Origin of the sequence: Aeromonas lacus (assembly GCF_000764665.1) — a bacterium.
GTDB lineage: Bacteria > Pseudomonadota > Gammaproteobacteria > Enterobacterales > Aeromonadaceae > Aeromonas > Aeromonas lacus.
In genome coordinates, this window is record NZ_JRGM01000025.1 from 1 (window position 1) to 25,000 (window position 25,000).

20 protein-coding genes and 1 pseudogene are annotated in these 25,000 nt (G+C 58.7%); 11 read left to right on the top strand and 10 right to left on the bottom strand.

Annotation, left to right across the window (positions count from 1 at the left end; all coding sequences use genetic code 11):
• Positions 1 to 624: 624 nt before the first annotated feature.
• Positions 625 to 836: pseudogene (locus LG31_RS20265) on the top strand (IS630 family transposase); the annotation flags it as partial.
• Here LG31_RS20265 and LG31_RS21365 read toward each other — a convergent pair.
• Complete coding sequence (locus LG31_RS21365) at positions 778 to 1,200, bottom strand: hypothetical protein (protein ID WP_033113216.1); 423 nt, start codon at positions 1,198 to 1,200, stop codon at positions 778 to 780. The pseudogene LG31_RS20265 and the gene LG31_RS21365 overlap by 59 nt on opposite strands.
• Positions 1,201 to 1,632: 432 nt before the next feature.
• On the opposite strand from LG31_RS21365, the gene LG31_RS0104005 reads away from it, so the two are divergent.
• Positions 1,633 to 2,109 (top strand): Lrp/AsnC family transcriptional regulator, encoded by a 477-nt coding sequence (locus LG31_RS0104005; protein ID WP_005304871.1) that lies wholly within the window; start codon positions 1,633 to 1,635, stop codon positions 2,107 to 2,109.
• A 63-nt stretch (positions 2,110 to 2,172) separates the two neighbouring features.
• Here the strand turns inward: LG31_RS0104005 and LG31_RS0104010 are convergent, their stop codons facing one another.
• The gene (locus LG31_RS0104010) at positions 2,173 to 2,490 is read right to left on the bottom strand and encodes a hypothetical protein (protein WP_033113217.1); all 318 of its coding nucleotides are present in this window, start codon (positions 2,488 to 2,490) and stop codon (positions 2,173 to 2,175) included.
• Positions 2,491 to 2,796: 306 nt separating this feature from the next.
• Here LG31_RS0104010 and LG31_RS0104015 point away from each other — a divergent pair, with 306 nt between their 5' ends.
• Together LG31_RS0104015 and chrA are read left to right on the top strand one after the other, a co-directional pair.
• Entirely contained in the window at positions 2,797 to 3,252 is a 456-nt protein-coding gene (locus LG31_RS0104015) for a nucleotide triphosphate diphosphatase NUDT15 (RefSeq protein WP_033113218.1), read from the top strand.
• Positions 3,253 to 3,324: 72 nt separating this feature from the next.
• Complete coding sequence (gene chrA / locus LG31_RS0104020; RefSeq protein ID WP_033113219.1) at positions 3,325 to 4,473, top strand: chromate efflux transporter; 1,149 nt, start codon at positions 3,325 to 3,327, stop codon at positions 4,471 to 4,473.
• Positions 4,474 to 4,791: 318 nt separating this feature from the next.
• Here the strand turns inward: chrA and msrB are convergent, their stop codons facing one another.
• From msrB to malQ, 4 genes are all read right to left on the bottom strand, one after another.
• Entirely contained in the window at positions 4,792 to 5,178 is a 387-nt protein-coding gene (gene msrB, locus LG31_RS0104025; RefSeq protein ID WP_033113220.1) for a peptide-methionine (R)-S-oxide reductase MsrB, read from the bottom strand.
• A 68-nt stretch (positions 5,179 to 5,246) separates the two neighbouring features.
• Positions 5,247 to 7,403 (bottom strand): glycogen debranching protein GlgX, encoded by a 2,157-nt coding sequence (glgX, locus tag LG31_RS0104030; RefSeq protein ID WP_033113221.1) that lies wholly within the window; start codon positions 7,401 to 7,403, stop codon positions 5,247 to 5,249.
• Positions 7,403 to 9,580 (bottom strand): 1,4-alpha-glucan branching protein GlgB, encoded by a 2,178-nt coding sequence (gene glgB, locus LG31_RS0104035; protein WP_033113222.1) that lies wholly within the window; start codon positions 9,578 to 9,580, stop codon positions 7,403 to 7,405. The genes glgX and glgB overlap by 1 nt, the downstream gene beginning before the upstream one ends.
• Before the next feature lie 82 nt (positions 9,581 to 9,662).
• Entirely contained in the window at positions 9,663 to 11,852 is a 2,190-nt protein-coding gene (malQ, locus tag LG31_RS0104040) for a 4-alpha-glucanotransferase (protein WP_033113223.1), read from the bottom strand.
• Positions 11,853 to 12,199: 347 nt separating this feature from the next.
• Between malQ and gap the strand changes: the two genes are divergently transcribed.
• Positions 12,200 to 13,195 (top strand): type I glyceraldehyde-3-phosphate dehydrogenase, encoded by a 996-nt coding sequence (gene gap / locus LG31_RS0104045; RefSeq protein WP_033113224.1) that lies wholly within the window; start codon positions 12,200 to 12,202, stop codon positions 13,193 to 13,195.
• A gap of 85 nt (positions 13,196 to 13,280) precedes the next feature.
• The gene (locus tag LG31_RS0104050) at positions 13,281 to 14,147 is read left to right on the top strand and encodes a D-hexose-6-phosphate mutarotase (protein ID WP_033113225.1); all 867 of its coding nucleotides are present in this window, start codon (positions 13,281 to 13,283) and stop codon (positions 14,145 to 14,147) included.
• Between the two features lie 70 nt (positions 14,148 to 14,217).
• Here the strand turns inward: LG31_RS0104050 and nadA are convergent, their stop codons facing one another.
• The gene (nadA, locus tag LG31_RS0104055; protein ID WP_033113226.1) at positions 14,218 to 15,291 is read right to left on the bottom strand and encodes a quinolinate synthase NadA; all 1,074 of its coding nucleotides are present in this window, start codon (positions 15,289 to 15,291) and stop codon (positions 14,218 to 14,220) included.
• Between the two features lie 142 nt (positions 15,292 to 15,433).
• On the opposite strand from nadA, the gene LG31_RS0104060 reads away from it, so the two are divergent.
• Complete coding sequence (locus LG31_RS0104060; RefSeq protein ID WP_033113227.1) at positions 15,434 to 17,539, top strand: methyl-accepting chemotaxis protein; 2,106 nt, start codon at positions 15,434 to 15,436, stop codon at positions 17,537 to 17,539.
• A gap of 55 nt (positions 17,540 to 17,594) precedes the next feature.
• Here LG31_RS0104060 and LG31_RS0104065 read toward each other — a convergent pair whose 3' ends face one another.
• The gene (locus LG31_RS0104065) at positions 17,595 to 18,050 is read right to left on the bottom strand and encodes an NfeD family protein (RefSeq protein ID WP_033113228.1); all 456 of its coding nucleotides are present in this window, start codon (positions 18,048 to 18,050) and stop codon (positions 17,595 to 17,597) included.
• Positions 18,047 to 18,970: an SPFH domain-containing protein gene (locus tag LG31_RS0104070; RefSeq protein ID WP_033113229.1), complete on the bottom strand. Its 924-nt coding sequence runs from the start codon at positions 18,968 to 18,970 to the stop codon at positions 18,047 to 18,049. The genes LG31_RS0104065 and LG31_RS0104070 overlap by 4 nt, the downstream gene beginning before the upstream one ends.
• Positions 18,971 to 19,168: 198 nt before the next feature.
• Here LG31_RS0104070 and cysG point away from each other — a divergent pair, with 198 nt between their 5' ends.
• From cysG to cysC, 4 genes are all read left to right on the top strand, one after another.
• Entirely contained in the window at positions 19,169 to 20,617 is a 1,449-nt protein-coding gene (gene cysG, locus LG31_RS0104075) for a siroheme synthase CysG (protein ID WP_033113230.1), read from the top strand.
• Between the two features lie 71 nt (positions 20,618 to 20,688).
• Positions 20,689 to 21,621: a sulfate adenylyltransferase subunit CysD gene (gene cysD, locus LG31_RS0104080; protein ID WP_084059533.1), complete on the top strand. Its 933-nt coding sequence runs from the start codon at positions 20,689 to 20,691 to the stop codon at positions 21,619 to 21,621.
• Positions 21,622 to 21,633: 12 nt separating this feature from the next.
• Complete coding sequence (gene cysN, locus LG31_RS0104085; protein WP_033113231.1) at positions 21,634 to 23,061, top strand: sulfate adenylyltransferase subunit CysN; 1,428 nt, start codon at positions 21,634 to 21,636, stop codon at positions 23,059 to 23,061.
• Between the two features lie 250 nt (positions 23,062 to 23,311).
• A complete protein-coding gene (gene cysC, locus LG31_RS0104090; protein ID WP_033113232.1) occupies positions 23,312 to 23,905 on the top strand; it encodes an adenylyl-sulfate kinase in 594 nt (197 codons plus the stop codon).
• Positions 23,906 to 24,119: 214 nt separating this feature from the next.
• Here cysC and LG31_RS20785 read toward each other — a convergent pair.
• Positions 24,120 to 25,000: HEPN domain-containing protein (locus LG31_RS20785; protein WP_238567471.1), on the bottom strand; the 881-nt coding region annotated here is incomplete at its 5' end.

The window sequence follows — 25,000 nt, forward strand, 5'->3', positions numbered from 1 at the left end:
GTGTACAAGTGTTCCTGCAGAGGCTGAGCTGGTCAATTTATTCTTGACGCGAGAGATTGAGGTTCTTGCAGAGGTAGCAAGACAAAAAGGCTAAAAAAGTGGCTGGGTTTACAATAGGTTCATTGAAAAAATTGAGTATCTCTCGATGCGAGTGAATCATGAATCTCTTGATTCAACACAATATTTTTTCATCCTGAACTGTTTTTTAATGTAGTCTCAAATAAATTGATTGGTTTGAATGAACAAGAGAAACAGGAGTTAATGAACAAGGCTAAAAGAGATAGCCATTTTGACGACCCACTTAAGAAGTGGTAGTAATGCAGGAATTATGAGGTAGGGCTACATAAACATTCGCAGCTGATGGTGGGTGATATTGAGATAGTATTAGCCTAATGGTTTTACACAAAAGGGAGTTGTCATACGGTTTCAAACCGGATAACAAAACGGTACCTGGGGTCACCGTATGACTACCAAAGGAGAAAGTAGCTCGTCGTAAAGTCAGCCCCTAAATAGCTGTTCCGAATAATAGATCACCGGAGGTAGGGAGCTCAGTCCAGTTTGTGCGATCTCATTAGTCGCCAAACAAAACAAGCCACACCACACCACACCTACAGGACTGAGTTGATGCCTATCCTACCCCCTGCCACGACCACAACGGCGCCGTATTCACAAAATCATCCATGCCACGCGTGATCACGCGTGATAAAGGGCATGCTCGTCGCTTGATGGCAATCTTGCTGTTACATGAAGGACGCACGGTTACTGATGTTCATCACCTTACCGGCGCAGCTCGCTCGACCATCGGTCGTTGGCTTCGGTGGTGTCGAGATGAAGGCGCTTTACGGCCGTGTTTGCCTCAAGTGCGCAGCGCATGTCTCTGGGTCGAGTGTCTGCTTTGGCGCTGGTGATTGACACGACCTTGATATCGGATAGCCGCTCAATCTCGCTCAGCGGTCGGTAGCAAAGCCCGGCTAGGCTCTTCATCTCGTCGTGGGTCAGGCAGCGAGTCTCCAGCATGCGGACTGCCAACTCAATCCCATGGGCCACAAAAAACCGTTGCAGTATGCGTAGTGATTGGCCCACCAGTTCCCGGGTATTTGGGTTGTCAAATTCGTCGGTGAGAAACTTACTGAAGGGGTAATGGATCGTGCCATCGTCATGCAGCAGAAGGTAGTTTCTTTTAGCACTAAATTGGCGCATATAAATGACGACTGTTATCTAGCGTGAAACTTCGCTATAGCACTCGCAAAAAAAGACAAGTGTTTTTCGCACTTGTCTCATGGGATCTGCTCTCTGACTGAGGTTACAGAGTTTTTTTACGATAGCTCTAGATTTTCACCATCCAAAGCAGGCGCCGGGATGCCTGCTTTGTTGCCTTCGGGGGAGTGGATGCTCTCGTTCCAGCCCGTCGTTGCCCGATAAGGTGAGACGGCTGATGGGGCTCTTGACCCGGTAAGGTCCTTCGCCACAGAGACCCGGTCAGGTATCTGTCTTGCCACCGGAAGATGTAACCATAGTATCCCTCCCGTGCCAGTGAGTGGTTGCAAAGTAGCCACTTATTTCGGTTGTTTTTGCAATAGTTCACCCTTAACCTAGGAAAAGTGGATTAGTCATTGCAACGAGGAAGGGGTAATGCTGAAACTGGATCGCATAGACAGACACATTCTGGAACTGATGCAGGAGAATGGCCGCATCAGCAATCTCGAACTGGCCGAACTGGTGGGGCTCTCGCCGTCACCCTGCTCCCGTCGGGTCAAGGCGCTGGAGGATGCCGGTCTCATCGACACCCACGTCACCCTGCTCAATGCCCGCCAGCTTGGTCTCACCCTCACCGCCTACATTCATATCTCCATGGACCGACACACGCCGGAGCGGTTCGAAAACTTCGATCGTGCCATCAGCGAGCTGCCCGAAGTGCTCGAGTGTGACCTCATCACCGGCAACGATGCCGATTACCAGCTCAAGGTGGTGGTGCGCGACATGGAGCACTACCAGCACTTCCTGCTGGACAAGTTGACCCACATACCGGGGGTGACCGGGGTGCGCTCCAGCTTCGTGCTGCGCCGCATCAAGCACAAGACGGCGCTGCCGCTTAACCACCTCGGCTAACGGCGGGACGATCAAAAGCAAAAGAGGAGGCCAATGCCTCCTCTTTGTTTAACCGGTTGCCGGTCATACGGCCACTTCGCGGACCTGCTCCACCTGCAGCAGCCAGCCGCTCTGATCCTGTTGCGGCGCACCGCTCACCCGCAGCCGTTCCCCTGCGGGCACCCAGGTCCCATCGGGCAGGGAGACCTGCAGACTCTCGTTGCCGTTGTCGAACAGCCAGCGATTTTCGCCAAGCGATTCAATCAGATAACCTTCCATCTCCACTCTGGAGCCGGTTTGCCAGGATGGCGCAACGGAATCACGGCTCTCGATGAAATCCCCCTGAACACCAAAACTGGCTAGCCCCCACAGAATGGAGAGCCCGACCAATGATGACTCCATCTTGTCTCTCCTCTTTTGGAACTGTGGGGCCAGTATGGGAAGAGAAAACTGAGCGCTCTATGAACAAAACCGCAAAGTGGAACCGGGATCGCTAAAAAATCGATATCCGGTACTACTTTCGTCATTTTATGGCGCAGAGATCACACTCTCTGGCGGCTTGCTCCGTGGCAGCGGTCGTTACTGGCGTATCTCTCTGCGGGCCATTTTTGCAGTTTATGGCGTGCAGCGCCTCCGGCAGGCTTGTCCTGCCCGTTTATCCGGCCTAAGGTAGGCCGTTTTCATCGCCTCATTGAAGGAGCCTTTCTCATGTCCACTCTCTATCCCCGCGTCGGTGTCGGCGTCATCCTGACCAACGACCGGGGCCAGGTACTGCTTGGCAAACGTAAGGGGAGCCATGCTCCCTACTGGTCCATTCCGGGGGGGCATCTTGAATTGGGAGAGAGCTTCGAGTCGGCGGCGATCCGCGAGGTGGCCGAGGAGACGGGGCTTGCGATCTGCGCGCCCGAGGTGGTGGCGGTGACCAACAATCTGGAAACCTGGCGTGAGAGCGGCCTGCACTATATCTCGGTGACCCTGCACGCCCGGGCCGAGGGCGAGCCGCAGCTGCTGGAGCCGGAGAAGTGCGAGGGGTGGGTCTGGTTCGACCCGAGCGCGCTGCCCGAGCCCCACTTCGATGCCAGTCGCCAGTCGATCGCCTGCTGGCTGGCGGGGCGCTGCTATCTGCCGGGTGATGTGCCAATGGTGTCGGCCGGATCAGTCTGATTGTCATAAAAAGATCATCGCGCTGTCATATTATCTCCTCTCCATCGGCGTGAAAGGGACGGGAGCAGCAGCGTGGGCGAGGTCTTTTGGCGGTTTTTGTGGCTGGGATGTGTCAGTTTTGGCGGCCCGGCCGCGCATATCGGGTATTTCCAGCGCACCTTTGTCCAGCGCCTTGGCTGGCTGACACAGGCCGAGTTTGCCCGCTTGCTGGCGCTCTGCCAGCTGCTGCCGGGGCCGGCCTCCAGCCAGCTTGGCTTTGCCATCGGCCGTCACCGTGCCGGTCTTGGCGGGGCGCTGGCCGCCTTTGTCGGCTTCACCCTTCCCTCCTTTATCCTGCTGCTGGCGGCCGCCCTCGGGGTGGCGATGGTGGGCAGCAACCTCTGGCTGGCGAGCGCCCTGCACGGTCTCAAGCTGCTGGCGCTGATCGTGGTGGCCGATGCCGTGCTCGCCATGAGTCGCCAGTTCTGCAGCAACCGCTTGGCTCAGGGGATCATGGTGGCGACCGCCGCCGCGCTCTGGTGGCAGCCCGGCCTGCTGACCCAGCTGGGGATGCTGGCGCTCGCTGCGCTGCTCTCGGCCCGCTTCCAAAGCGGGGAGGGGAGACAAGGGGCCGCCGAGCCACGATTGGCCACCACCAGCCAGCCAAACTGGCTGCTTCTGCTGCTCTTTGCCGCCCTCTTCTTCAGCCTGCCGCTGCTTGGCGGCTCCATCGGTCAGCTGGTTGCCGACTTCTATCGGGCCGGAGCTCTGGTGTTTGGTGGTGCCCACGTGGTGCTACCGCTGCTGGCCGAGAGTGTGGGTAACACCCTCAGCGAGCAGCAGTTCCTGACCGGCTACAGTCTGGCCCAGCTGGTGCCGGGCCCCATGTTTACCCTTGCCACCTACCTTGGCGCCCAGTTGTTGCCCGGGACGCCGCTGCTCGGGGCCTTCTCGGCGACGCTGGCGCTATTTGCGCCCGGCTTTCTGCTGCTCTGGGCGGTGGGCCCTTGCTGGCAGCAGTGGTTGGCCAGGTCCCGTCTGGCGGGGGCCGTCGCTGGCATCAATGCCGCCGTGGTGGGACTCTTGCTGGCCGCGCTCTACCAGCCTGTGTGGCAAAGCGCCGTACTGGCGCCCACCGATCTGGCGCTGGCCGTCATCGGCTTTTATCTGCTGCGGGTGGTGAAGCTGCCGGTGCCGGCCATCGCAGGGCTACTGGTTCTGGCGGCTCTGTTGCAGGTGTGACAGGGATTTTCCCTGCTGCGTTTTTCAGGGAATGCCGCTTCCCGTTTTGTTGTTAATCGCCCATAGCGGATCGGGCGCTGGCTTGTGGCGGCCGCCGAGATGGCGCGAAAGGTAAGGGAAGCAGTGGCTGGCTTGGTATAAGACAAAATTGGGTCATTCAGCCAAAACCCATAAATCAAATTTATAGTGTCGGTTTGGCGGTGCGGCAGGCTCCGAGTGAGGGGGCATTGCTCAAAGGGAGCGCCCTCCGATCCTGTCAGGCAGATAAAAAAAACGCCGCCTCCATGATGGAGGCGGCGTTTTTTATTTTGGTCGGGCTCAGGCGTCCGGCTCGAAGTCGAGGCTCAGGCTGTTGACGCAGTAGCGCTGGCCGGTATCGGTCGGCCCGTCGGGGAAGACGTGACCGAGGTGGGAGCCACACTGGCTGCAGGTGATCTCCACCCGCTTCATGCCGTGGCTGTTGTCCTCGGTGTAGGTCACGGTTCCCTCGATGGCGCGGTCGAACGAGGGCCAGCCGCAGCCGGAGTCAAATTTTGCATCCGAGTGGAACAGCACGCTCTTGCAGCAGACGCAGAGGTAGTCACCACTCTTGCGATTGTGGAGCAGGGCGCCGCTGTAGGGGCGTTCGGTGCCCTTCTCCCAGCAGACATGAAACTGCTCGGCGCTCAGCTTGCTGCGCCACTGTTCCGGGTTGTTACTGCTCATACCGACTCCTTGCCATCAATATCGGAGCCCAGCATAGCGGCTCCGTAAAGCTGACTCCAGCATGCTTGTTATGGTTTGCCCGGATCTGTGATCGGGGTTTCAGCCATGTCCGCACTGGATGCCGGCAGCAGCGCCTGTTCCGGCGGCTGGGCTTCCTCAGCCGTGCAACTCAGTGCCACCCGTTCCAGCAGCTTGAGGGAGTGGGCACGGCCAACCGCCACCTGCCGCTTGATATCGTCGGGCAGGAACGGCAGCCCGTCGTTGGTGGCGGTGTCGATGGTCTGGATCCACTCCAGCCCTTCCCCCGGCGGTGGCAGGCGGAACTGGATGTCGTAGTCGCTGGCGTTGAACAGCACGTACCAGCGCTCGCCGATGCAGTTGATCATGCCGATATCCATGGCAAACGCCTGCCCCATGGGGGCGTGCCAATCCTGATCGGTGAGCTGGTGGCCATCCGGGTGATACCAGTTGACCTGATGGCAGCTGGTGGCGGTGCCGTGCCAGCTGTCATCGCTCAGTTGCAGGTTGGAGAAGACGGTGGACTCCGCCCGCAGCGCCATCATCTGCTGGGTGAAGGCGAACAGCCGCTCATCCTCCGGTCGCCACTGCCAGTTGACCCAGCTGATCTGGTTGTCCTGACAGTAGGCGTTGTTGTTGCCAAGTTGGCTGCGCCCCATCTCGTCGCCGGCGAGGAAGTGCGGGGTGCCCTGGGAGAGCAGCAGGGTGGCGATCAGGTTGCGCTTCTGCTGCTGGCGCAGGTTGTTGATGCGCGGATCCAGGGTCGGCCCCTCGACGCCGTGGTTGCTGGAGAGGTTGTTGCCGTGGCCGTCGCGGTTATCCTCGCCGTTGGCCTGATTGTGGCGCTGGTTGTAGGAGACCAGATCCTCCAGGGTGAAGCCGTCGTGATAGCAGAGGTAGTTGACGCTGGTGTGGGGCGAGCGCCAGTTCTTCGGGAAGAGATCCCGCGAGCCGACCAGCCGGGTGGCAAAGTCGCCCATCTTGCCCGCATCGCCGCGCCAGAAGGAACGCACCGTGTCACGATAGCGGTCATTGATCTCCAGCCACTGACTCGGGAACTGGCCAAGGCGATAGCCGAAGGGGCCGATATCCCAGGGTTCGGCGATGAGCTTGACCTGTGACAGCACGGGGTCGGCCATCACTGCCTTGAAGAAGGCGCCCATGGGGTCGAACTCGCCCGCTTCCCGCGCCAGCGTCACCGCCAGATCGAAGCGGAAGCCATCCACCTGCATCTCGGTCACCCAGTAGCGCAGGGCATCGAGCACCAGTCGCAGGGTGTTGGGGTGATCCAGATTGACGCTGTTGCCACAGCCGGTGACGTTGGCGTGGCGGGTGTAATCGGGGCCGTGCGAGCCCGCCTCGAAGGCGTAGTAACCGGCGTTGTCAAAACCCTTGAAGGAGAGCATGGGGCCATCGAAGCCCGATTCGGCGGTGTGGTTGTAGACCACATCCAGAATCACCTCGAGCCCGGCCCGGTGCAGTTCGCGCACCATGGTCTTGAACTCGGTCACGGCATCGTCTTGTCTGGTGCCGTAACGGGGCTCGGGGGCGAAAAAAGCGATGGGGTTGTAGCCCCAGTAGTTGGTCAGTCCCAGCTCTTCCAGCCGGGGTTCCGACATGAATGCGGCCACCGGCATCAGCTGCAGTGAGGTAATGCCGAGGGACTTCATGTGCTCGATCATCAGCGGGTGGCTGATGCCAAGATAGGTACCCTGCAGCTCCTTGGGGATCCCCGGGTGCTGGCGGGTAAAGCCCTTGACGTGGGCCTCGTAGAGAATGGTGCGCGAGTGGCAGATGGCCGGTTTGCTCACCCCCTGCCAGTCGAAGGCGTCATCCACCACCAGCGACTTGGCGATCATGGCGGCGCTGTCACCCTGATAGAGGGCGTTGTCCCAGTAAGTGGGGCGGCTCACCGCCCGGGCATAAGGGTCGATCAGCAGCTTTTGTGGGTCGAACAGCATCCCCTCCTGGGGGATGCCATAAACCCGGTAGCCGTAGCGCTGGCCTGCTTGCACGCCGCTTACATAGCCAAAACGATACTGGCCGCGGCGGCCGGGCAGCTCGAGGCGCGCCAGCTCCTGCTCCTGTTCGTCGAACAGACAGAGTTCCACCTTGTCCGACTGGGGAGCCCAGACGCAGAAGTTGCAACCGTTCTCGTCAAGACGGGCCCCCAGCGGGTAGCCCGACCCTTTTTCCATTACCAGCATCAGGACTCCTGTTTGATGAACAAGGTCGCCAGTGGCGGCAGATCCAGCACTATGCTGTGCGCCATCCCCTGCCAGGGGGTCGGCTCGGCCGCGAAGACCAGACCCACATCATAGTTGCTGCCCCAGTAATACTCGCTGTCGGTATTGAGCACCACCCGATAGTGGCCCGCCGCCGGTACGCCAATCCGGTATTCGATGCGCGGCACCGGGGTGAAGTTGCACGCCACCATGATGGCTTGTTTGCCCTCTTTGTCGGCCCGCAGCCAGGCAAAGATGCTGTTGTCGGCATCGTTGTGATCCAGCCAGCGGAAGCCGTTCTGCTCATAGTCCGCCTGATACAAGGCAGGCTCATGACGGTAGAGGTGGTTGAGATCGTGGATCAACCGCTGCTGGCCGCCGTGCTTGGGATATTGCAGCAGGTGCCACGGCAGCTGGGCATCGTGGTTCCACTCGTTGCTCTGGGCGATTTCGGTACCCATGAAGTTGAGCTTCTTGCCCGGGTGGCCGTACATAAAGCCCATGTAGGCGCGCAGGTTGGCGGCTTGCTGCCACTCGTCGCCCGGCATCTTGTAGAGCATGGAGTGTTTGCCGTGCACCACCTCGTCGTGGGAGAGCGACAGGATGAAGTTCTCGTCATAGTGGTAAACCATGGAGAAGGTCATGTCGTTGTGGTGGTAGCGACGGTGGATCGGCTCTTTCTGCATGTAGGTGAGGGTGTCGTGCATCCAGCCCATATTCCACTTGAAGCCAAAACCCAGGCCGCCGAGGAAAGTGGGACGGGAGACCCCGGCAAAGGCGGTGGACTCCTCGGCGATGGTCATGGCGTGGGGGTACTTGCGATAGACCTCCTCGTTGGTCCACTTGAGCAGACTGATCGCCTCGTAGTTGTGGTTGCCGCCATCGACGTTCGGTACCCACTCGCCCGCGTTGCGCGAATAGTCCAGATAGAGCATGGAGGCGACCGCATCGACCCGCAGGCCGTCGATGTGGAACTTGTCGAGCCAGAACAGGGCGCTTGCCACCAGGAACTGGCGCACGGTATTGCGGCCGAAGTCGTAGATGTAGGAGTTCCAGTCCGGGTGCCAGCCACGGCGCGGATCTTCGTATTCGTAGAGCGGGGTGCCGTCGAAGCGGGCCAGCCCGTGGGCATCGGACGGGAAGTGGGCGGGTACCCAGTCCAGAATGATGCCGATCCCTGCCTGGTGGCACTGATCGACGAAGTATTTGAAATCATCAGCGGTGCCGTAGCGGCTGGTGGGGGAGAACATGCCCACCGGCTGGTAGCCCCAGGAGCCGCTGAAAGGGTGCTCGGAGACCGGCAGCAGCTCGATGTGGGTGTACTCCATCTCCTTGATGTAGGCGACCAGCTCCACCGCCAGCTCGCGCCAGCTCAGGCTGTCACCGTTGGGGTGACGCTTCCAGGAGCCGACGTGCAGCTCATAGATGGAGAGCGGCTGCTCGCGCTTGTCGTTGAGCTGGCTCTCGCGCCAGGCGGCATCCTGCCACTGATACTGGTCGTGGTCATAAACCACGGAGGCGAATGAGGGGTACTGTTCGCAGTAGAAGCCAACCGGGTCGCTCTTGTGCGGCAGCCGGTTGCCCATGGGATCCTTGAGTTCGAACTTGTAGCGATCCCCGGCCTTGATACCCGGCACGAACAACACCCAGTGACCGCACTGGCTGCGCTCCATCGGGTGGCGACGGCCATCCCAGAAGTTGAAATCGCCGATCAGGCTCACCGAGGTGGCGCTCGGCGCATAGACCGCAAAACGGACCCCTTCCACCTGCTGACCGAGATGCTCCACGGTGCGCAGCTGGGCGCCAAGGGTGTGGTAGAGGTTTTCCGGCTGGGCGGTCAGTTCGGCAAGACCCGCCCAAGCGGCATCCTGAAACTGGTAGGGATCGATCACTTCGGCAGTCGCTTCTGCGTAACTGACGAGCAACTGGTAGGGGAAGGGATTTTTACGGCGGGTGAAAACAGTTTCAAAAAGACCCGATTCATCGGTGGGCGCCAGGGTGGCAACAACTTTGCCCGACTTGAGATCCTTGACGCGAACTTCAACGGCATCAGGCAACCAGGCAGTCAGTTTGAGGCCGGGCCCATCCGGATTGGCCTGCAGGCCTAAGTGTGAGAAGGGATCGGAACAGCGGGCAGCAACCAAACGTTCAACGAGCATCGAGATTTCCTTTCATGACAGAGCGTCCGCTCCGGCCTGAGCCGGAGCGGATTTAGGTGAGTCGGCTGTAGCGGACAACCGCTCAACGACTGGCCTCATCACGGGCGCGGCTCATCTTGCCGGCCAGTGCCTTGAGTGCCTCATTGGCAAAAATATCTTCCAGGTCGGTGGAGAGCTTGCGGCGCCAGTTGGGGTATTCGTAACTGGTGCCCGGTACGTTGACCGGCTTGTCCATCTCCAGCCAGTCTTCCAGCTGGGTACTGAACAGGGCGCAGCTGCCACGGGACATGTGGATCTGCAGACCGTGGTTGAGTTCGGTATTCATACCGACCCAGTTTACGTCATGGCTGATGCTCTCGGGGATGACACCGTGGCCATGCAGGCTGTCGAGGATCCGCTGTTTGGCCTGGTGGCGATCAGCATACAGACTCTTCAGCACATCTTCATCTGGATACAAACCCAGTTGACGGCCCAGCGCCAGATCATCGCAGTGCCAGAAGCCCTTGAGGGTTGGCATGTCGTGCGTGGTCAGGGCAGACATCGCCTGCTCGGCATAGTGGGCCGGGGAGATGAAGCCGCCATCGGCCTTGGAGCGCTCGAAGAAGAACACCTTGTAGGAGTGGACGCCGTTCTCTTTCAGGGTCACGTCGATCCCCTCCGGCACGGTACCCAGATCTTCGCCGATCAGCAGGCACTGGTTGCGGTGGGATTCGAGGGCCAGGATGCCCAGCAGGTCGTTGACCGGATAGTAGATGTAGGCGCCCTTGGCGGCTGACTCTCCGGGCGGTACCCACCACAGGCGCAGCAACGCCATCACGTGGTCGATGCGCAGTGCGCCGCAGGAGCGCATGTTGGCACGGAACAGATCCACCATCGGTTGGTAGGCCGCTTCAAACAGCTTGTTCGGGTTCATCGGGGGCAGACCCCAGTTCTGACCAAGCGGGCCGAGGATATCGGGCGGCGCACCGACCGAGGCTTTCGGGCAGTAGAGATCCTGGTTGGCCCAGATCTCGGTGGAGCCTTCAGAAACACCCACCGCCAGATCGCGGTAGATCCCCATCACCATGCCGGCAGCCTTGGCGCGGGCATCGGCTTGCGCCAGCTGCTCATCGGCCAGGAATTGCAGGTAGAGGTAGAAGTTCACATCCTGCTGGTGTTCGGCCATCCACTTGGCAACGGCGGGATTGTGGTAGTTGCGGAACTGCTCCGGCCATACCGGCCAGCCCCAGGCATTCTCGCCCTTGCCATAGAAATAGGCTTGCAGGGCATCGAACGCAGCTTGTTGTTGCAGGCTATCGCCACCGGCGGCGACGAAGGCATCGAAGGCGGCCTGACGCTCGGCGCTCAGAGTGGTGTCGTCGAACACCTGACGCAGCATGCCGATCTTGGTCTCGATGACGCCGGTGTAATCGACGTTCTCCTTGGCGCGCAGATCGGCCAGATGTTGCTGGAAGGAGGGGCTCGCCACGTCAGCTTTCAGGCGCGCATTGCTCTGGAATTCGGGCACCGCTTCCACATTGATGTAGGCCACGTTGAGCCAGCGACGGGAAGAGGGGCTGTAGGGGCTGGCGCTCTCCGGATTGGCCGGATAAAGGGCGTGAATGGGGTTGAGGCCGACGAAGTGGGCACCCCAGTTGGCCGCTTTCTCGACCAGCTGGCCGAGATCGCTGAAATCGCCGATCCCCCAGTTGTGGCGGCTGCGCAGGCAGTAAAGCTGCACGCTCGGGCCCCACACTTTGCGACCATTGGCGATAGGCGCCTGCTTGTAGCACGCTTTGGGTGCAACGATGAGGCGCATGGTGGCCAGCGGCTCGTCGTTGCCCTCTTCCAGCAACACCAGCTCGTGATAACCCAGTTCAGGGGCCATCTCCAGCGTCACGCGGTAGGCCTGGCACTCCATCTCTTCAAATTCGGCCACGCCAACCAGCTCGCCCTCGATGGGGGTAAACTGGCCAGAGAGCTCGCCGCCCTGTTCCAGCTTGAGCTGCCAGGTGAGGGCGTCATTGACGAATTCGATGGGGAGGCGGACTTCGAGCGTGACGGCGTCACCGGTGCGAACCACCATGACGGGATCCAGCGCCCGCAGCCAGTGCTGGCGATGTTCCTCTTCCAGCTGCTGCATCAGGGCTGCTTCGTCATCGACGCGATAGCCCATGGCGCCCAGCATGGCGGCCTTGCTCTCTTCGGATACCTGAGCCGGCTGGCCCCAGGCATCGACATACTCGCTGGCAATGCCTTTTGCGGCAGCCAGCTGTTCAATCAGGGTGGTCATAGTTTGAGAATTCCCGCTGTGGATTCTATCTATACTATTTTGTTTGATTTTTATGGGGTGGTACTTGAACAGTGGCTCTATGGGCCATGCTAAACCGCGCACATTTTTACATATCCATCATCACGGTTGTGTGACGTGGCAGGCACTATTGTCGATCTCCGGGCGATGCAACAACTGACCTCTTTTTCGACAAAACGTGGTAATCAGTTACATAAACAGAAAATAAATTTCACAGTTTTTCATGATATAGCGCAATTTCAGACAGAATGTTGGTTGACTCACCAGAGAGTTCTAGTAAATTTACAAGCGGAATTTTCTTTGACTACTGAACAGTTAGGTAACTAAATATGACTATCAAAGTAGGTATTAACGGTTTTGGCCGTATCGGTCGTTTCGTATTCCGTCTGGCTTGCGAGCGTTCTGACATCGAAGTTGTTGGTATCAACGACCTGATCGATGTTGACTACATGGCTTACATGCTGAAGTACGACTCTACCCACGGTCGTTTCAAGGGTACCGTTGAAGTTAAAGACGGCAACCTGGTTGTAAACGGCAAAACCGTACGTGTTACCGCTGAGCGTGACCCGGCCAACCTGCGTTGGAACGAAATCGGTGTTGACGTTGTTGCCGAAGCTACCGGTCTGTTCCTGACCGACGAGACTGCTCGCAAGCACATCGCTGCCGGTGCCAAGAAAGTTGTTCTGACTGGCCCGTCCAAAGACGCGACCCCGATGTTCGTAATGGGCGTTAACCACGCTACCTATGCTGGCCAGGACATCGTTTCCAACGCTTCCTGCACCACCAACTGCTTGGCTCCGATCGCTAAAGTACTGAACGACACCTTCGGTATCGAATCCGGTCTGATGACCACCGTTCACGCTACCACTGCTACCCAGAAGACCGTTGATGGTCCGTCTGCCAAAGACTGGCGCGGTGGCCGCGGCGCGGCTCAGAACATCATCCCGTCCTCTACCGGTGCTGCCAAGGCTGTTGGCGTAGTTATCCCGGAACTGAAAGGCCTGCTGACCGGTATGGCTTTCCGTGTTCCGACTCCGGACGTGTCTGTTGTTGACCTGACCGTTAACCTGAAGAAAGCTGCCACCTACGCAGAAATCTGCGAAGCGATGAAAGCTGCTTCCGAAGGCTCCATGAAGGGCGTTCTGGGCTACACCGAAGACGAAGTTGTATCTACCGACTTCCTGGGTGAGCGTCAGACCTCCGTATTCGACGCCAAAGCTGGTATCCAGCTGACCGACAAGTTCGTTAAAGTTGTATCCTGGTACGACAACGAAATGGGCTACTCCAGCAAAGTTCTGGACCTGATCGCTCACATCACCAAGTAATTTGGGATGCGCAATCGCGTAGCTTGAAAAAGGCGGCCATGGGCCGCCTTTTTGTTTTCCGGTTTCCCTGATGACAGGAGTCCTCATGCAATCCATTCGTCCCCTGACAGCCAGCTGCCAGCTCGCCAACAATGCAGCCGGCCTGCCCGTTCTCACCGTTAACAACGACTATGCCAAGGCCGAGATCAGCCTGTTCGGTGGTCATGTGCTCACCTATCAGCGCCATGGCGAGCCTGCCTCCATCTGGTTGAGCGACAAGGCGGTGCTGGATGGCAGCAAGCCGATCCGTGGCGGTATTCCGCTCTGCTGGCCCTGGTTTGGCCCGGCGCCGGCCCGTGTCGGTAGCGGCAAGCCCTCCCACGGTTTTGCCCGCACCAGCCTCTGGATGCTGGACGGGGTCTCCGACCATGCCGATGGCACCTTGGTTCATCTCTCTCTGCGTGACAGCGACGCCACTCGAGCCCTGTGGGATCACGCTTTCGAGCTGGAGCTGGATGTGCTGGTCGGCAAGGAGCTCTCGCTGGTGCTGACCACTCGCAATACTGGTAGCCAGGCGCTGGTCTATAGCGGTGCGCTGCACACCTATTTGCAGATCAGTGCACCGGAGGCGGTGAGCGTCACCGGCCTTGGCGAGCCCTATGCTGACAAGCTGACCGGTCTGAATGGCCAGCAGCAGGGGGCGTTGACCCTGAACGGGCCGCTGGATCGGGTCTACTGGCAGCCTGAGGCGCTGGTAAGCATCAAGGATGGCGAGCGCGAAATCCGGGTGGCCAGTGGCAACCATGACAGCACAGTTGTCTGGACCCCCTGGTTGGAAGGGGCCACCGCCATGGCCGACATGAGCAATGACGGCTATCGCACCATGCTCTGCGTCGAAGCGGCCATCGCCGGCGAGGCGGGTGTGACCATTGCGCCGGATGAAGAGCACAGCCTCTCCACCGTGATCATCTGAGCTGGATGATGTTCAGATAAATAAAGAGGGCTCCCGCGGGAGCCCTCTTTGCATCTCGTGACTATGGTAATCAGGCATTGCCCTGGGTCTTGAGTTTGAGTTCGGCGGCGAAGTTGAGCATCCGATCGAGGGGGATCAGCGCTTTGACCCGCAGTTCCTCGTCTACATGGATCTCGTGGCGTTCGGCGCCGTCGGTGAGGGCCTCCTTGATCGCCACCAGACCGTTCATCGCCATCCAGGGGCAGTGGGCACAGCTGCGGCAAGTTGCGCCATCGCCACCGGTCGGTGCTTCCACCATCTCTTTATCCGGGCAGGCCTGCTGCATCTTGTAGAAGATGCCCCGGTCGGTCGCCACGATCAGCTTCTGCTGGGGCAGCTCTTTGGCTGCCTTGATCAGCTGGCTGGTGGAGCCGACCGCGTCGGCCAGCTCGATCACCGAGGCGGGGGATTCCGGGTGAACCAGCACGGCAGCGTCCGGATTCTGCTCTTTCAGCTCGCGCAGGGCACGGGCCTTGAACTCGTCGTGGACGATGCAGTGGCCCTGCCAGCGCAGCATCTGGGCGCCGGTCTTCTTTTCTATATAGGCACCCAGATGGCGATCCGGGCCCCAGATGATCTTGTGACCCAGACTGTCGAGGTGTTCGACGATCTCGAGCGCGATGCTGGAGGTAACGACCCAGTCAGCCCGCGCTTTCACAGCCGCCGAGGTATTGGCGTAGACCACCACGGTATGATCCGGGTTGGCATCGCAAAACGCTGAGAACTGCTCGATGGGGCAGCCCAGATCAAGCGAGCATTCGGCCTCCAGTGTCGGCATCAGCACCCGCTTGTGGGGGCTCAGGATCTTGGAGGTCTCTCCCATAAAGCGCACTCCGGCGACGATCAGAGTCTGCGCCTTGTGATCGCGGCCAAAACGGGCCATCTCCAGCGAGTCACCAACAAAACCGCCAGTGGCTTCGGCCAGCGCCTGGATCTCGGGATCCGTGTAGTAGTGGGCTACCAGCACCGCCTTGCGCTCCTTGAGCAGTGCCTTGATCTCTGTCGTCAGGGCGGCTCTCTGCTCGGCACTCAGGGGCTGCGGTTTGGCCGGAAAGGGGTAGTCCATTTCGACTACCGGTGGGATACTGCTCAGTGCATTGCTCATTTGCGACTGTTCCATCAACGCTCGGGAAGGCAAAAATTATAACCAGAAGCCGGCTGCAAACCCATCAACAAATCGGGTGAGTGGCAAGTAGGGGAATATACTCAACTTATTCGTTGTTACTCTTGCCATAAGGAGTTGCTGCATGAAACAACGCTCGCTCAAGTTCAAGCTCTTGTGTCTGACCATGGGGCTTTTTTTGCTCACCGGGTTGGCCATGACCTTGCTGCAATCGGCCTCTTTCAGTTCTCTTCGTACTATGGTGATGACACAGACCAGCGATGCGCTGGAGCAGGAGGTCTCGCGCAGCCTGCAATATCAGGCGGAGCGCTATGCCATCCAGATATCCTCTCTGATGCAGAACTCCTACCAGATACCTCTGACGGTCACCGCCCAGATTGAAGCGACCATGGCCAAACCGGAACAACGTCTCTCGCGGCCTCAGGTGGAGTCTCTGCTCGGCAGCAGCTTGCAGCAGGCGAGCGGGATCAGCTCCATCTATGCCCAGTTTGAACCGAACGGCTACGATGGCGAGGATGCAAACTGGATGGCCGGAGCCAGCCACTCGGTGGCGGGCAAGGGGAGCCTGGAGGTCTACTTCACCAAGGATCAGGGGGGCGCCGTTACCCAGCAGCCGATTGATGCGGCTGCCAGCGAGGCAAAGTTCGATACATCCGTCAACGAATTCGGCATCCGGAATAGCGAGTGGTATCTCTGTGGCCGCGATACCCGCCAACCCTGCCTGATGGAGCCCTACCTCTACGAGATAAGCCCGGGCAACAAGATGCTGATGACCAGTCTGACCGTGCCCGTTCTTCACGACGGCAAATTTGTCGGTCTGACCGGGGTTGATATGAACCTGCCCATCTTCCAGCAACTGGCCGAAACGCTGGGCAATAGCCTTTATGACAACAAGGCGGATGTCACCATCGTCAGCAAGATGGGGCTGATTGTGGGCAGCAACCGCTACGCCAACAAGCTGGGTCGCCCGCTCAAGGAGGTGGGCCTTACCCTGCCGACTGGCCAGCCGGTCAGTAGTGACAGTGACTTTGTCCTCGAGCAGCCGATCCGGGTCGATGTCGCCAATGCCCAGTGGTGGCTGATGATCAAGGTGCCCAAGGTGCTGGCGCTGAGCAAGGCGCGCAGCATCAGCAACGATCTAGGCACCCTGCTGCAGGATGCGCAGCGTCAGCAGGTTGTTGCCATGGGGGTGATTACATTGCTGGTTCTTGGCCTGCTGATCTGGTTTATCCAGACCATTACTGCGCCACTGGCTCTGATCAGCCGTCACGTTTCTCACCTCTCCAGCAATGAAGGGGACCTGACCCAGAAGATAGAGATTGATACCCACGCAGAACTGATAGAGCTGGGAAGGCATCTCAACGCCTTCCTTGGCAAGTTGCGCGGCATGGTGCAGAACAGCAAGGAGATAGGCCAGCAGGTCAACGATCAGGCCAGAGGCATGAAGCAGACCGCCAACACCATGCGCCACAGTCTCGATGAACAGCATCTGGAGCTGGAGAGTGTGGTCAGCGCTATGCACGAGATGAGCACTACCGCGGTCAGTGTCGCAGGCTATGCCGAGCAGGCAGCCGAGGAGTCTGAAGCGGCGACTCATCATATCAACAGCGCCCAGCAGACCTTGAGCAGTGCGCGGCAGGAGATCCATACCCTGGTTGAGGATATGCACGAGGCTGACAAGGCCGTTGCATTGGTGGCCCAGCGCAGCGCCAATATCAGCAGGATCCTCGATGTGATCCGTGCCATCGCCGAGCAGACCAACCTGCTGGCTCTGAACGCAGCCATCGAGGCGGCCCGCGCAGGCGATATGGGGCGCGGTTTTGCCGTGGTAGCGGATGAGGTGCGGGCGCTGGCGACCAAGACCAGGGCGTCAACCGACGAGATAGGTCAGTTGATTGGTAGCCTGCAGGCAGAGGTGAACAGCAGTCAGCGCCTGATGAATACCGGCATCGAGCGCTCCAGCTCTACCGTGCAGGGAACCGAGCAGGCATTCGAGGCGCTCAATCTGGTTGTCTCCCAAATCCAGCAGATCCACGACCATATCAGTCAGGTGGCTACGGCTGCTGAACAACAGAGTGCCGTCAGCGACGATATCAACCAGAACCTGATGCGTATCGGCGACACCGCCAACGTGATTGGTCAGGAGGCCAATGCCAGCCATCAGCTCAGCGAAACGCTGGAGCAAGCGGCAACGGCACTGGCCAGCCAGCTGGATCGGCTGCGCACCTGATGGTGATGCAAAAAAAGCCCGCGATATCGCGGGCTTTTTTATGGCTTGCTGGCAGTCAGGAGAGCGGTTCAACAAGCAGGATATGGGAGTCGGCCCCCACCACCCTGACCTTGCTGCCCGCTGGCAGCGACTCGTTGCAGCGCACCGTCCAGACTGTGTCGTCCAGATGCACCCGGCTGGTGCCTTGGGCGACATCATCCAGCAGGGTCAGCTCGCGGCCCATATAGCTCTGCATCCGCTCGTTGATGGTGCTGGCGGCATCCTGACCCGAGTTGTCACGCTGGTGCTGCCAGCGCCACCATGCCCAGGTGGTGAGCAGGGATTGCACTGCAAACAGCAGCAACTGCGCCTGCCAGCCAAAGGGCCAGACCAGCAGCAGCAGGCCCACCTCCAGCGCGGCGATGCCGGTCCAGAGCAGAAAGCCCACCGAGCCGAGCACCTCGATGGCCAGCAGCGCGAAGCCGAGCCCCAGCCAGTGCCAGTGGGTCAGCCCCTCGAACAGGGCTGTCATGACTTGCTGCCCTTGCCATCTTTGTTGAACAGCTCGGCCATGCCTGCCACCGAGCCAATCAGGCTGCCCGCTTCCAGCGGCATCATGATGATCTTGCTGTTGGGGCCTTCACCGATGCGGGCAAGCGCCTCGGTATATTTCTGGGCCACGAAGTAGTTAATGGCCTGCATATCCCCCTCGGCGATGGCTTTGGAGACCATGTGGGTCGCCTTGGCTTCTGCCTCGGCGGCACGCTCCCGCGCTTCGGCTGCGAGGAAGGCGGCCTGACGCTCACCTTCGGCTTTGAGGATCTGGGACTGCTTCTCACCTTCCGCTTTGAGGATCTTGGACTGGCGCACCCCTTCGGCTTCCAGCACTTCGGCCCGTTTCTGGCGCTCTGCCTTCATCTGGGCGTTCATCGCTTCGACCAGCGCCAGCGGGGGGCGCACATCTTTAATCTCGATGCGGGTCACCTTGATGCCCCAGGGGGCGGTGGCAGCATCCATGGTGCGCAGCAGCTTCTCGTTGATGGTGTCGCGCTGGGAGAGCATCTCGTCCAGCTCCATGGCGCCGAGCACGGTGCGCATATTGGTCATGGTGAGGTTGCGGATGGCGCTGGTGAGATCGTTGACTTCGTAACCCGCTTTGCGGGCATCCACCACCTGTACAAAGCTGATGGCGTCGATGGTGACGTTGGCGTTGTCGCGGGAGATCACCTCTTGTGCCGGGATATCCAGCACCTGCTCCATCATGATGATCTTGTGGCCGACCCGATCCACGTAGGGGATCAACAGGTTGAGGCCCGGGGTCAGGGTGCGGGTGTAGCGGCCGAAGCGCTCCACTGTCCAGTTGAAGCCCTGTGGCACTATCTTGATCCCGGCACTCAGGGTCGCGATGACCAGAAATACAAAAATCCCTAGCACAATCAATGATTCGTTCATCATTAAGCTCCTTATGAAACACAGTCCATAGCCTAGGGTTTGCCCTTTGGCACTACAAGCGACTTTCGCTCTCTTTAGTCAGTAAATGGCTTTGCTAATTACCAAAGTGTCTTAAAAAGCATTTTTTATTATTTTGAGGGATAAGTGGCCCTGCCTATAGTCGCCCCATATTAGTCGTATTCCGAGGGATGGGTCGAAATGGATTATTTGCCGATGTTTGCCAAGTTGGACGGGCGCCCGGTGCTGTTGGTGGGCGGGGGCGAAGTTGCCCTGCGCAAGGCGCGCCTGCTGCTGGCGGCCGGTGCCCGACTGACCATTGTCTCACCGGATCTTGAACCGGAATTTGCGGAATTTGCCGGTCGTTTCACCCATCTGGCTGAGCGCTTTACTCCGGCCCATCTGGCAGGCCAGATTTTGGTAGTTGCCGCCACCGACAATCTCGAAGTCAACGCGCTCGTTTATCAGAGTGCCAACCAGCTGGGTCTGTTCGTCAATGTGGTGGATGACCCCAAGCGTTCCAGCTTTATCTTCCCCTCGATCATCGATCGCTCGCCACTGATGGTGGCGGTCTCCAGTGGCGGCAAGGCGCCGGTGCTGGTGCGCCTGCTGCGCGAGCGGCTGGAGAGCCTGCTGCCGCGCCATCTCGGCGGGCTGACCGAGCTCTCCGGCCGGGTGCGTGACAAGGCCAAGCGGGTGCTCTCATCCATTTCCGATCGTCGCCGCTTCTGGGAGCGCGCCTTTGCCTCCAATACCCTCGCCAGCCTGATTGAGAAAGCCGATTGGCAAGGGGCCGAGCAGTGGCTGAGCGATGGGCTCGACCAGGCGAAAAGCGAAGTGGGGGAAGTGGTGCTGGTTGGTGCGGGCCCCGGCGATCCGGGCCTGTTGACCCTCAAAGCGCTGCAACAAATTCAACAAGCCGAAGTGGTGCTCTACGACCAGCTGGTCTCCGCCGAGATCCTCGATCTGGTGCGCCGCGATGCCACTCTGGTGTCGGTCGGCAAGAAGGCGGGCGCCCACAGCGTGCCGCAGGAGGAGACCAATCGCCTGCTGGTGGAATACGCCAAGGCGGGCAATCGGGTGGTGCGGCTTAAAGGGGGCGATCCTTTTATGTTTGGCCGTGGCGGCGAGGAGCTGGAAGTGCTGGCAGATGAAGGTATCCCCTTCTCGGTGGTGCCCGGCATCACGGCTGCTGCCGGTGCCACTGCCTATGCCGGTATTCCGCTCACCCACCGTGATTACGCCCAGAGCGCCGTCTTTATCACTGGTCACTGCCAGAAAGAGGGCAAGGAGCCTGACTGGCAGCAGCTCGCCGCTACCAGTCAGACCCTGGTCATCTACATGGGGCTGATGCGCTCCGAGCATATCCAGCAGCAATTGGTAGATCACGGCCGAAGCCAAGCTACCCCCATCGCCATCATCGAGCGCGGCACCACCGCCCGTCAGCGGGTGCTGACCGGCACCTTGGCGGATCTGGCCGAACTGGCCAAACAGGCGGTGAGCCCGTCCCTTATCGTCATCGGCGAAGTGGTTGCCCTGCGCGAGCGGCTCGCTTGGTTTGGGGAAAAAAGCGGAGAGCAGGGCGGCAAGCAGCAGCGCAATAACCCGGATCTCGATGGCTGTGACCTCAAGCTGGTGCAGCTGGCCTGAGCGCAAAGAGCTATTTGATGCGGCTGCCGGTGCTGCCGCGCACTGAACCACCAAGCGCCCCGAGCAGGCGCATGAGCAATGACCCGAGGACCAACATGGATCGTGAAAGATTGACCCACTTGCAGCAGCTGGAAGCCGAGAGCATCCATATCATCCGCGAGGTGGCTGCCGAATTTGAAAACCCGGTGATGATGTACTCCATCGGCAAGGACTCCTCCGTCATGCTGCATCTGGCCCGCAAGGCCTTCTATCCGGGCAAGATCCCGTTCCCCTTGCTCCACGTCGACACCGACTGGAAGTTCAAGGAGATGATCAAATTCCGCGACGAGACCGCCAAGAAGTACGGGCTGGATCTGATCGTCCACAAGAACCCGGAAGGGCTCGCCATGGGCATCAACCCCTTCGTCCACGGCAGCGGCAAGCACACCGACATCATGAAGACCGAGGGGCTCAAGCAGGCGCTCAACAAATACGGCTTCGATGCCGCCTTCGGTGGCGCGCGCCGCGACGAGGAGAAGTCCCGCGCCAAGGAGCGGGTCTACTCCTTCCGTGACAAGTCCCACCGCTGGGATCCGAAAAACCAGCGCCCCGAGCTGTGGCGGGTCTACAACAGCCAGGTCAACAAGGGGGAGAGCATCCGGGTGTTCCCGCTCTCCAACTGGACCGAGCTCGATATCTGGCAATACATCTACCTCGAGAACATCGACATAGTGCCGCTCTACTTCGCGGCCCATCGTCCGGTGGTGGAGCGCAATGGCATCAAGATCATGGTGGATGACGAGCGCATGCCGCTCACCGCCGAGGATGAGGTGAAGCAGGAGCTGGTGCGCTTCCGCACCCTCGGCTGCTACCCGCTGACCGGGGCCATCGAATCCGCTGCTACTACCTTGCCGGAAATTATTGAAGAGATGCTGCTCACCACCTCGAGCGAGCGGCAAGGGCGGCTGATTGACCACGATCAGGCCGGCTCCATGGAGCAGAAGAAGCGTCAGGGATATTTCTAAGGAGTCGTCAGCATGAACAGCCATATTCAGACCGCCATCACCGAACAGGGCATCGAAGCCTATCTGCACGCCCAGCAGCACAAGAGCCTGCTGCGTTTTCTCACCTGCGGCAGCGTGGATGATGGCAAGAGCACCCTTATCGGTCGCCTGCTGCACGACTCCCAGCAGATTTATGAAGATCAGCTCAAAGCGCTGGAGTCCGACAGCCAGAAGCTTGGCACCACCGGCGAGAAGCTGGACCTGGCGCTCTTGGTAGATGGCCTGCAAGCCGAGCGTGAGCAGGGCATCACCATCGACGTGGCCTACCGCTATTTCTCCACCGCCAAGCGCAAATTTATCATCTCGGATACCCCGGGCCACGAGCAGTACACCCGCAACATGGCGACAGGCGCCTCCACCTGCGATCTGGCCATCATATTGATCGACGCCCGCAAAGGCGTGCTGGATCAGACCCGCCGCCACAGCTTTATTGCGAGCCTGCTCGGCATCAAGCAGTTCGTGGTGGCGGTCAACAAGATGGATCTGGTGGAGTTCAGTCAGGAGGTGTTCGAGCGCATCAGCGCCGATTACCGCGAGTTCGCCAAAAAGCTCAGCGTCGACACCATCCATATCGTGCCGGTCTCGGCGCTGGACGGCGACAACGTAGTCAACCAGAGCGACAAGCTGGCCTGGTATCAGGGTGAAACCCTGCTCTCCCTGCTTGAAACCGCTGAGGTGGAGCGCGAGCTGGAGCGCCATCCGGTGCGCCTGCCGGTGCAGTATGTGAACCGCCCCAACCTCGATTTTCGCGGCTTCGCGGGGACGCTCGCCTCCGGCATCCTGCGGGTGGGCGACCGGCTTGCTGTGCTGCCGTCGGGCAAGGAGAGCACTGTGACCCGCATCGTCACCTTCGACGGGGATCTGGAGTACGCCCTGCCGGGTCAGGCCATCACCGTCACCTTCGCCGACGAGATCGACATCAGCCGCGGCGACCTGCTGGTGGATGCCGCCAACCGTCCGCAAGTGACCCAGAACCTGCTGGCCCATATCGTCTGGATGGGGGAGGAGTCTCTGCAACCGGGCCGGGTCTACGACGTCAAACTGGCCACCAAGAAGAGTCGCGGTCAGGTGGAGGTCATCCGCCACCGCATCGAGATCAACAAGCTCGACGAGTTGCCCGCCAGCGAGCTCAAGCTCAACGAGATCGGCCTGTGCGAGCTGAGCCTCACCGACCCGGTGGCGTTCGACCCGTATCAGGAGATCCGCGATACCGGCAGCTTTATCCTGATCGACCGGCTGAGCAACGTCACCGTCGGCGCCGGCATGATAGTGGAAGGCTTGGCCGCCAAGGTAGCCAAAGGCCACTACAGCGAGTTCGAAATCGAGCTCAACGCGCTGGTGCGCAAGCACTTCCCCCACTGGCAGGCGCTGGCCATCGGTAACGACAGCGGCAAGTCATAGCGCCTGGTGCCTCTCCCTTGGGAGAGGCAAATATTCCCTCTCCCTCTGGGAGAGGGTTAGGGTGAGGGCCTGATCCCGCCGAGGGAAAGAGGGGGCTGGGAGTGTTTCCAGAGGGCCGGATGATAAGCGTCCCCCGTTATCCCCCCCTCTCTTGCCGTTGAGGGCAAAGAGGGGGGTAGGGAGTGTTCCCTCTCCCTTTGGGAGAGGGTCAGGGTGAGGGGCGGGATTGCGCCGAAAAGAAGGAGTCAGGATGAATAACGTTGTGTGGCACCCGCATGCGGTGAACAAGGCCAGCCGGGCCGAGGCCAAGGGGCAGCGACCGCTGGTGATCTGGTTTACCGGGCTGTCGGGGGCGGGCAAATCGACTCTGGCGGGGGCGCTGGAGCAGGCGCTGGCCGCCGAGGGCAAGCACACCTATCTGCTCGATGGCGACAATGTGCGCCACGGCCTCTGTGGCGATCTCGGTTTCGATGATGCCGCGCGGCAGGAGAATATCCGCCGGGTTGGCGAGGTGGCAAAGCTGATGGTGGATGCGGGTCTTATCGTGCTTACCGCCTTTATCTCGCCATTTCGTGCCGAGCGCGAGCTGGTGCGCAATCTGTTGGGGCCTGACGAATTTGTCGAAGTGTTTGTCGATGCGCCGCTCGCCGTCTGCGAAGAGCGCGACCCCAAAGGGCTCTACAAAAAGGCGCGGGCCGGGGAAATTCGCAACTTTACCGGTATCGACTCCGCCTATGAGGCGCCCGAGCAGCCGGAAATCCATCTGCTCAACGCCGGCAAGCCGGTCGCTGCGCTGGTGGATGAGCTGCTGACCTCCCTGCGGCAGGGGAACTTAATTGACTGATGTCGATATTTTCCAACGAGCATAGATAGCAGAGGGGGCATTGGCCCCCTTATTTATTAATCCCTACAATCACTGATAATTTCGTCTTAGTTATTAATATTATGTTTGCAACTCAGTAACTCACATCTGTGGGGTAGCCAACTAAATGACCAGAAAGTTGAATTGGAATTCTCATTGCTTGATAGTTCCTTTTAAATTTTCTTTGACACAGATCTTAGGATCTTGTAAGTGACGCCAAAAAAGCCCCAATCAATGCACCTGTTGCAATAGTTCCAATGTTACCTGAAGCAATACCCTCTGTTTTTTGGTTTGTAGAAATAAGATCGCCTCCACAGAGATCTCCTTCAATTATTTCCATTTGCTCTGATACTGGCAATGGTATTTCGGGTATTTTAATTGATGATATTTTATCAAGCGCAGGAGTAAGCTTACTTTTAACTTCTTCTGAAGTTTTTCTTACATCATCTAAATCGATTTTAGTGAATTGTTTATTGTGTGCAATTTTATTTCTAAGTTCGTACAATTTTTTCCAGCGTTTCTGAAGATACTCTGACTCACATTCAACCAATGTGGAAAAATACCGTTCCCAATTAGATGTTGGAATGTAACTTTTAATGTCATCTGGAGATATTTTCCCTTGTTGTATTTCTTTCAGTACAGACGAGTCTATTTGTTTAGATGGGTAATCTTTAAATAATAAGTCATTAATTGTTATGAAATCAAAATCATATAGTGGGTTGTGCCCATTTTGTGGAGACTTCTGTGTACCACCTACATCCTTTGGAATACTATCAACCCATTTCGGCCCAAGTTGCATAAGAGTAAACTTTGTATATAGCTTTCTCATTAAGTTTTCGATGTTATGTATTACTGGGTAAGCTTTTTCTGCATAAAATGCAGAGATACCATCGAAAACGGGTGTCAGTGTACCTTGCTGATTTGAAACTATAGTTCTTATCTCACGCAACATTTTTGATAGGTTATCAATATCTTGTTCATTTTTCTTTGATTCTATTGTGATGTCAAACATTTCTGTTTCATGAGTTTCAAATCGATCACCTTCACTGTTTAAATTGAAGTTATAATTGCTACCAC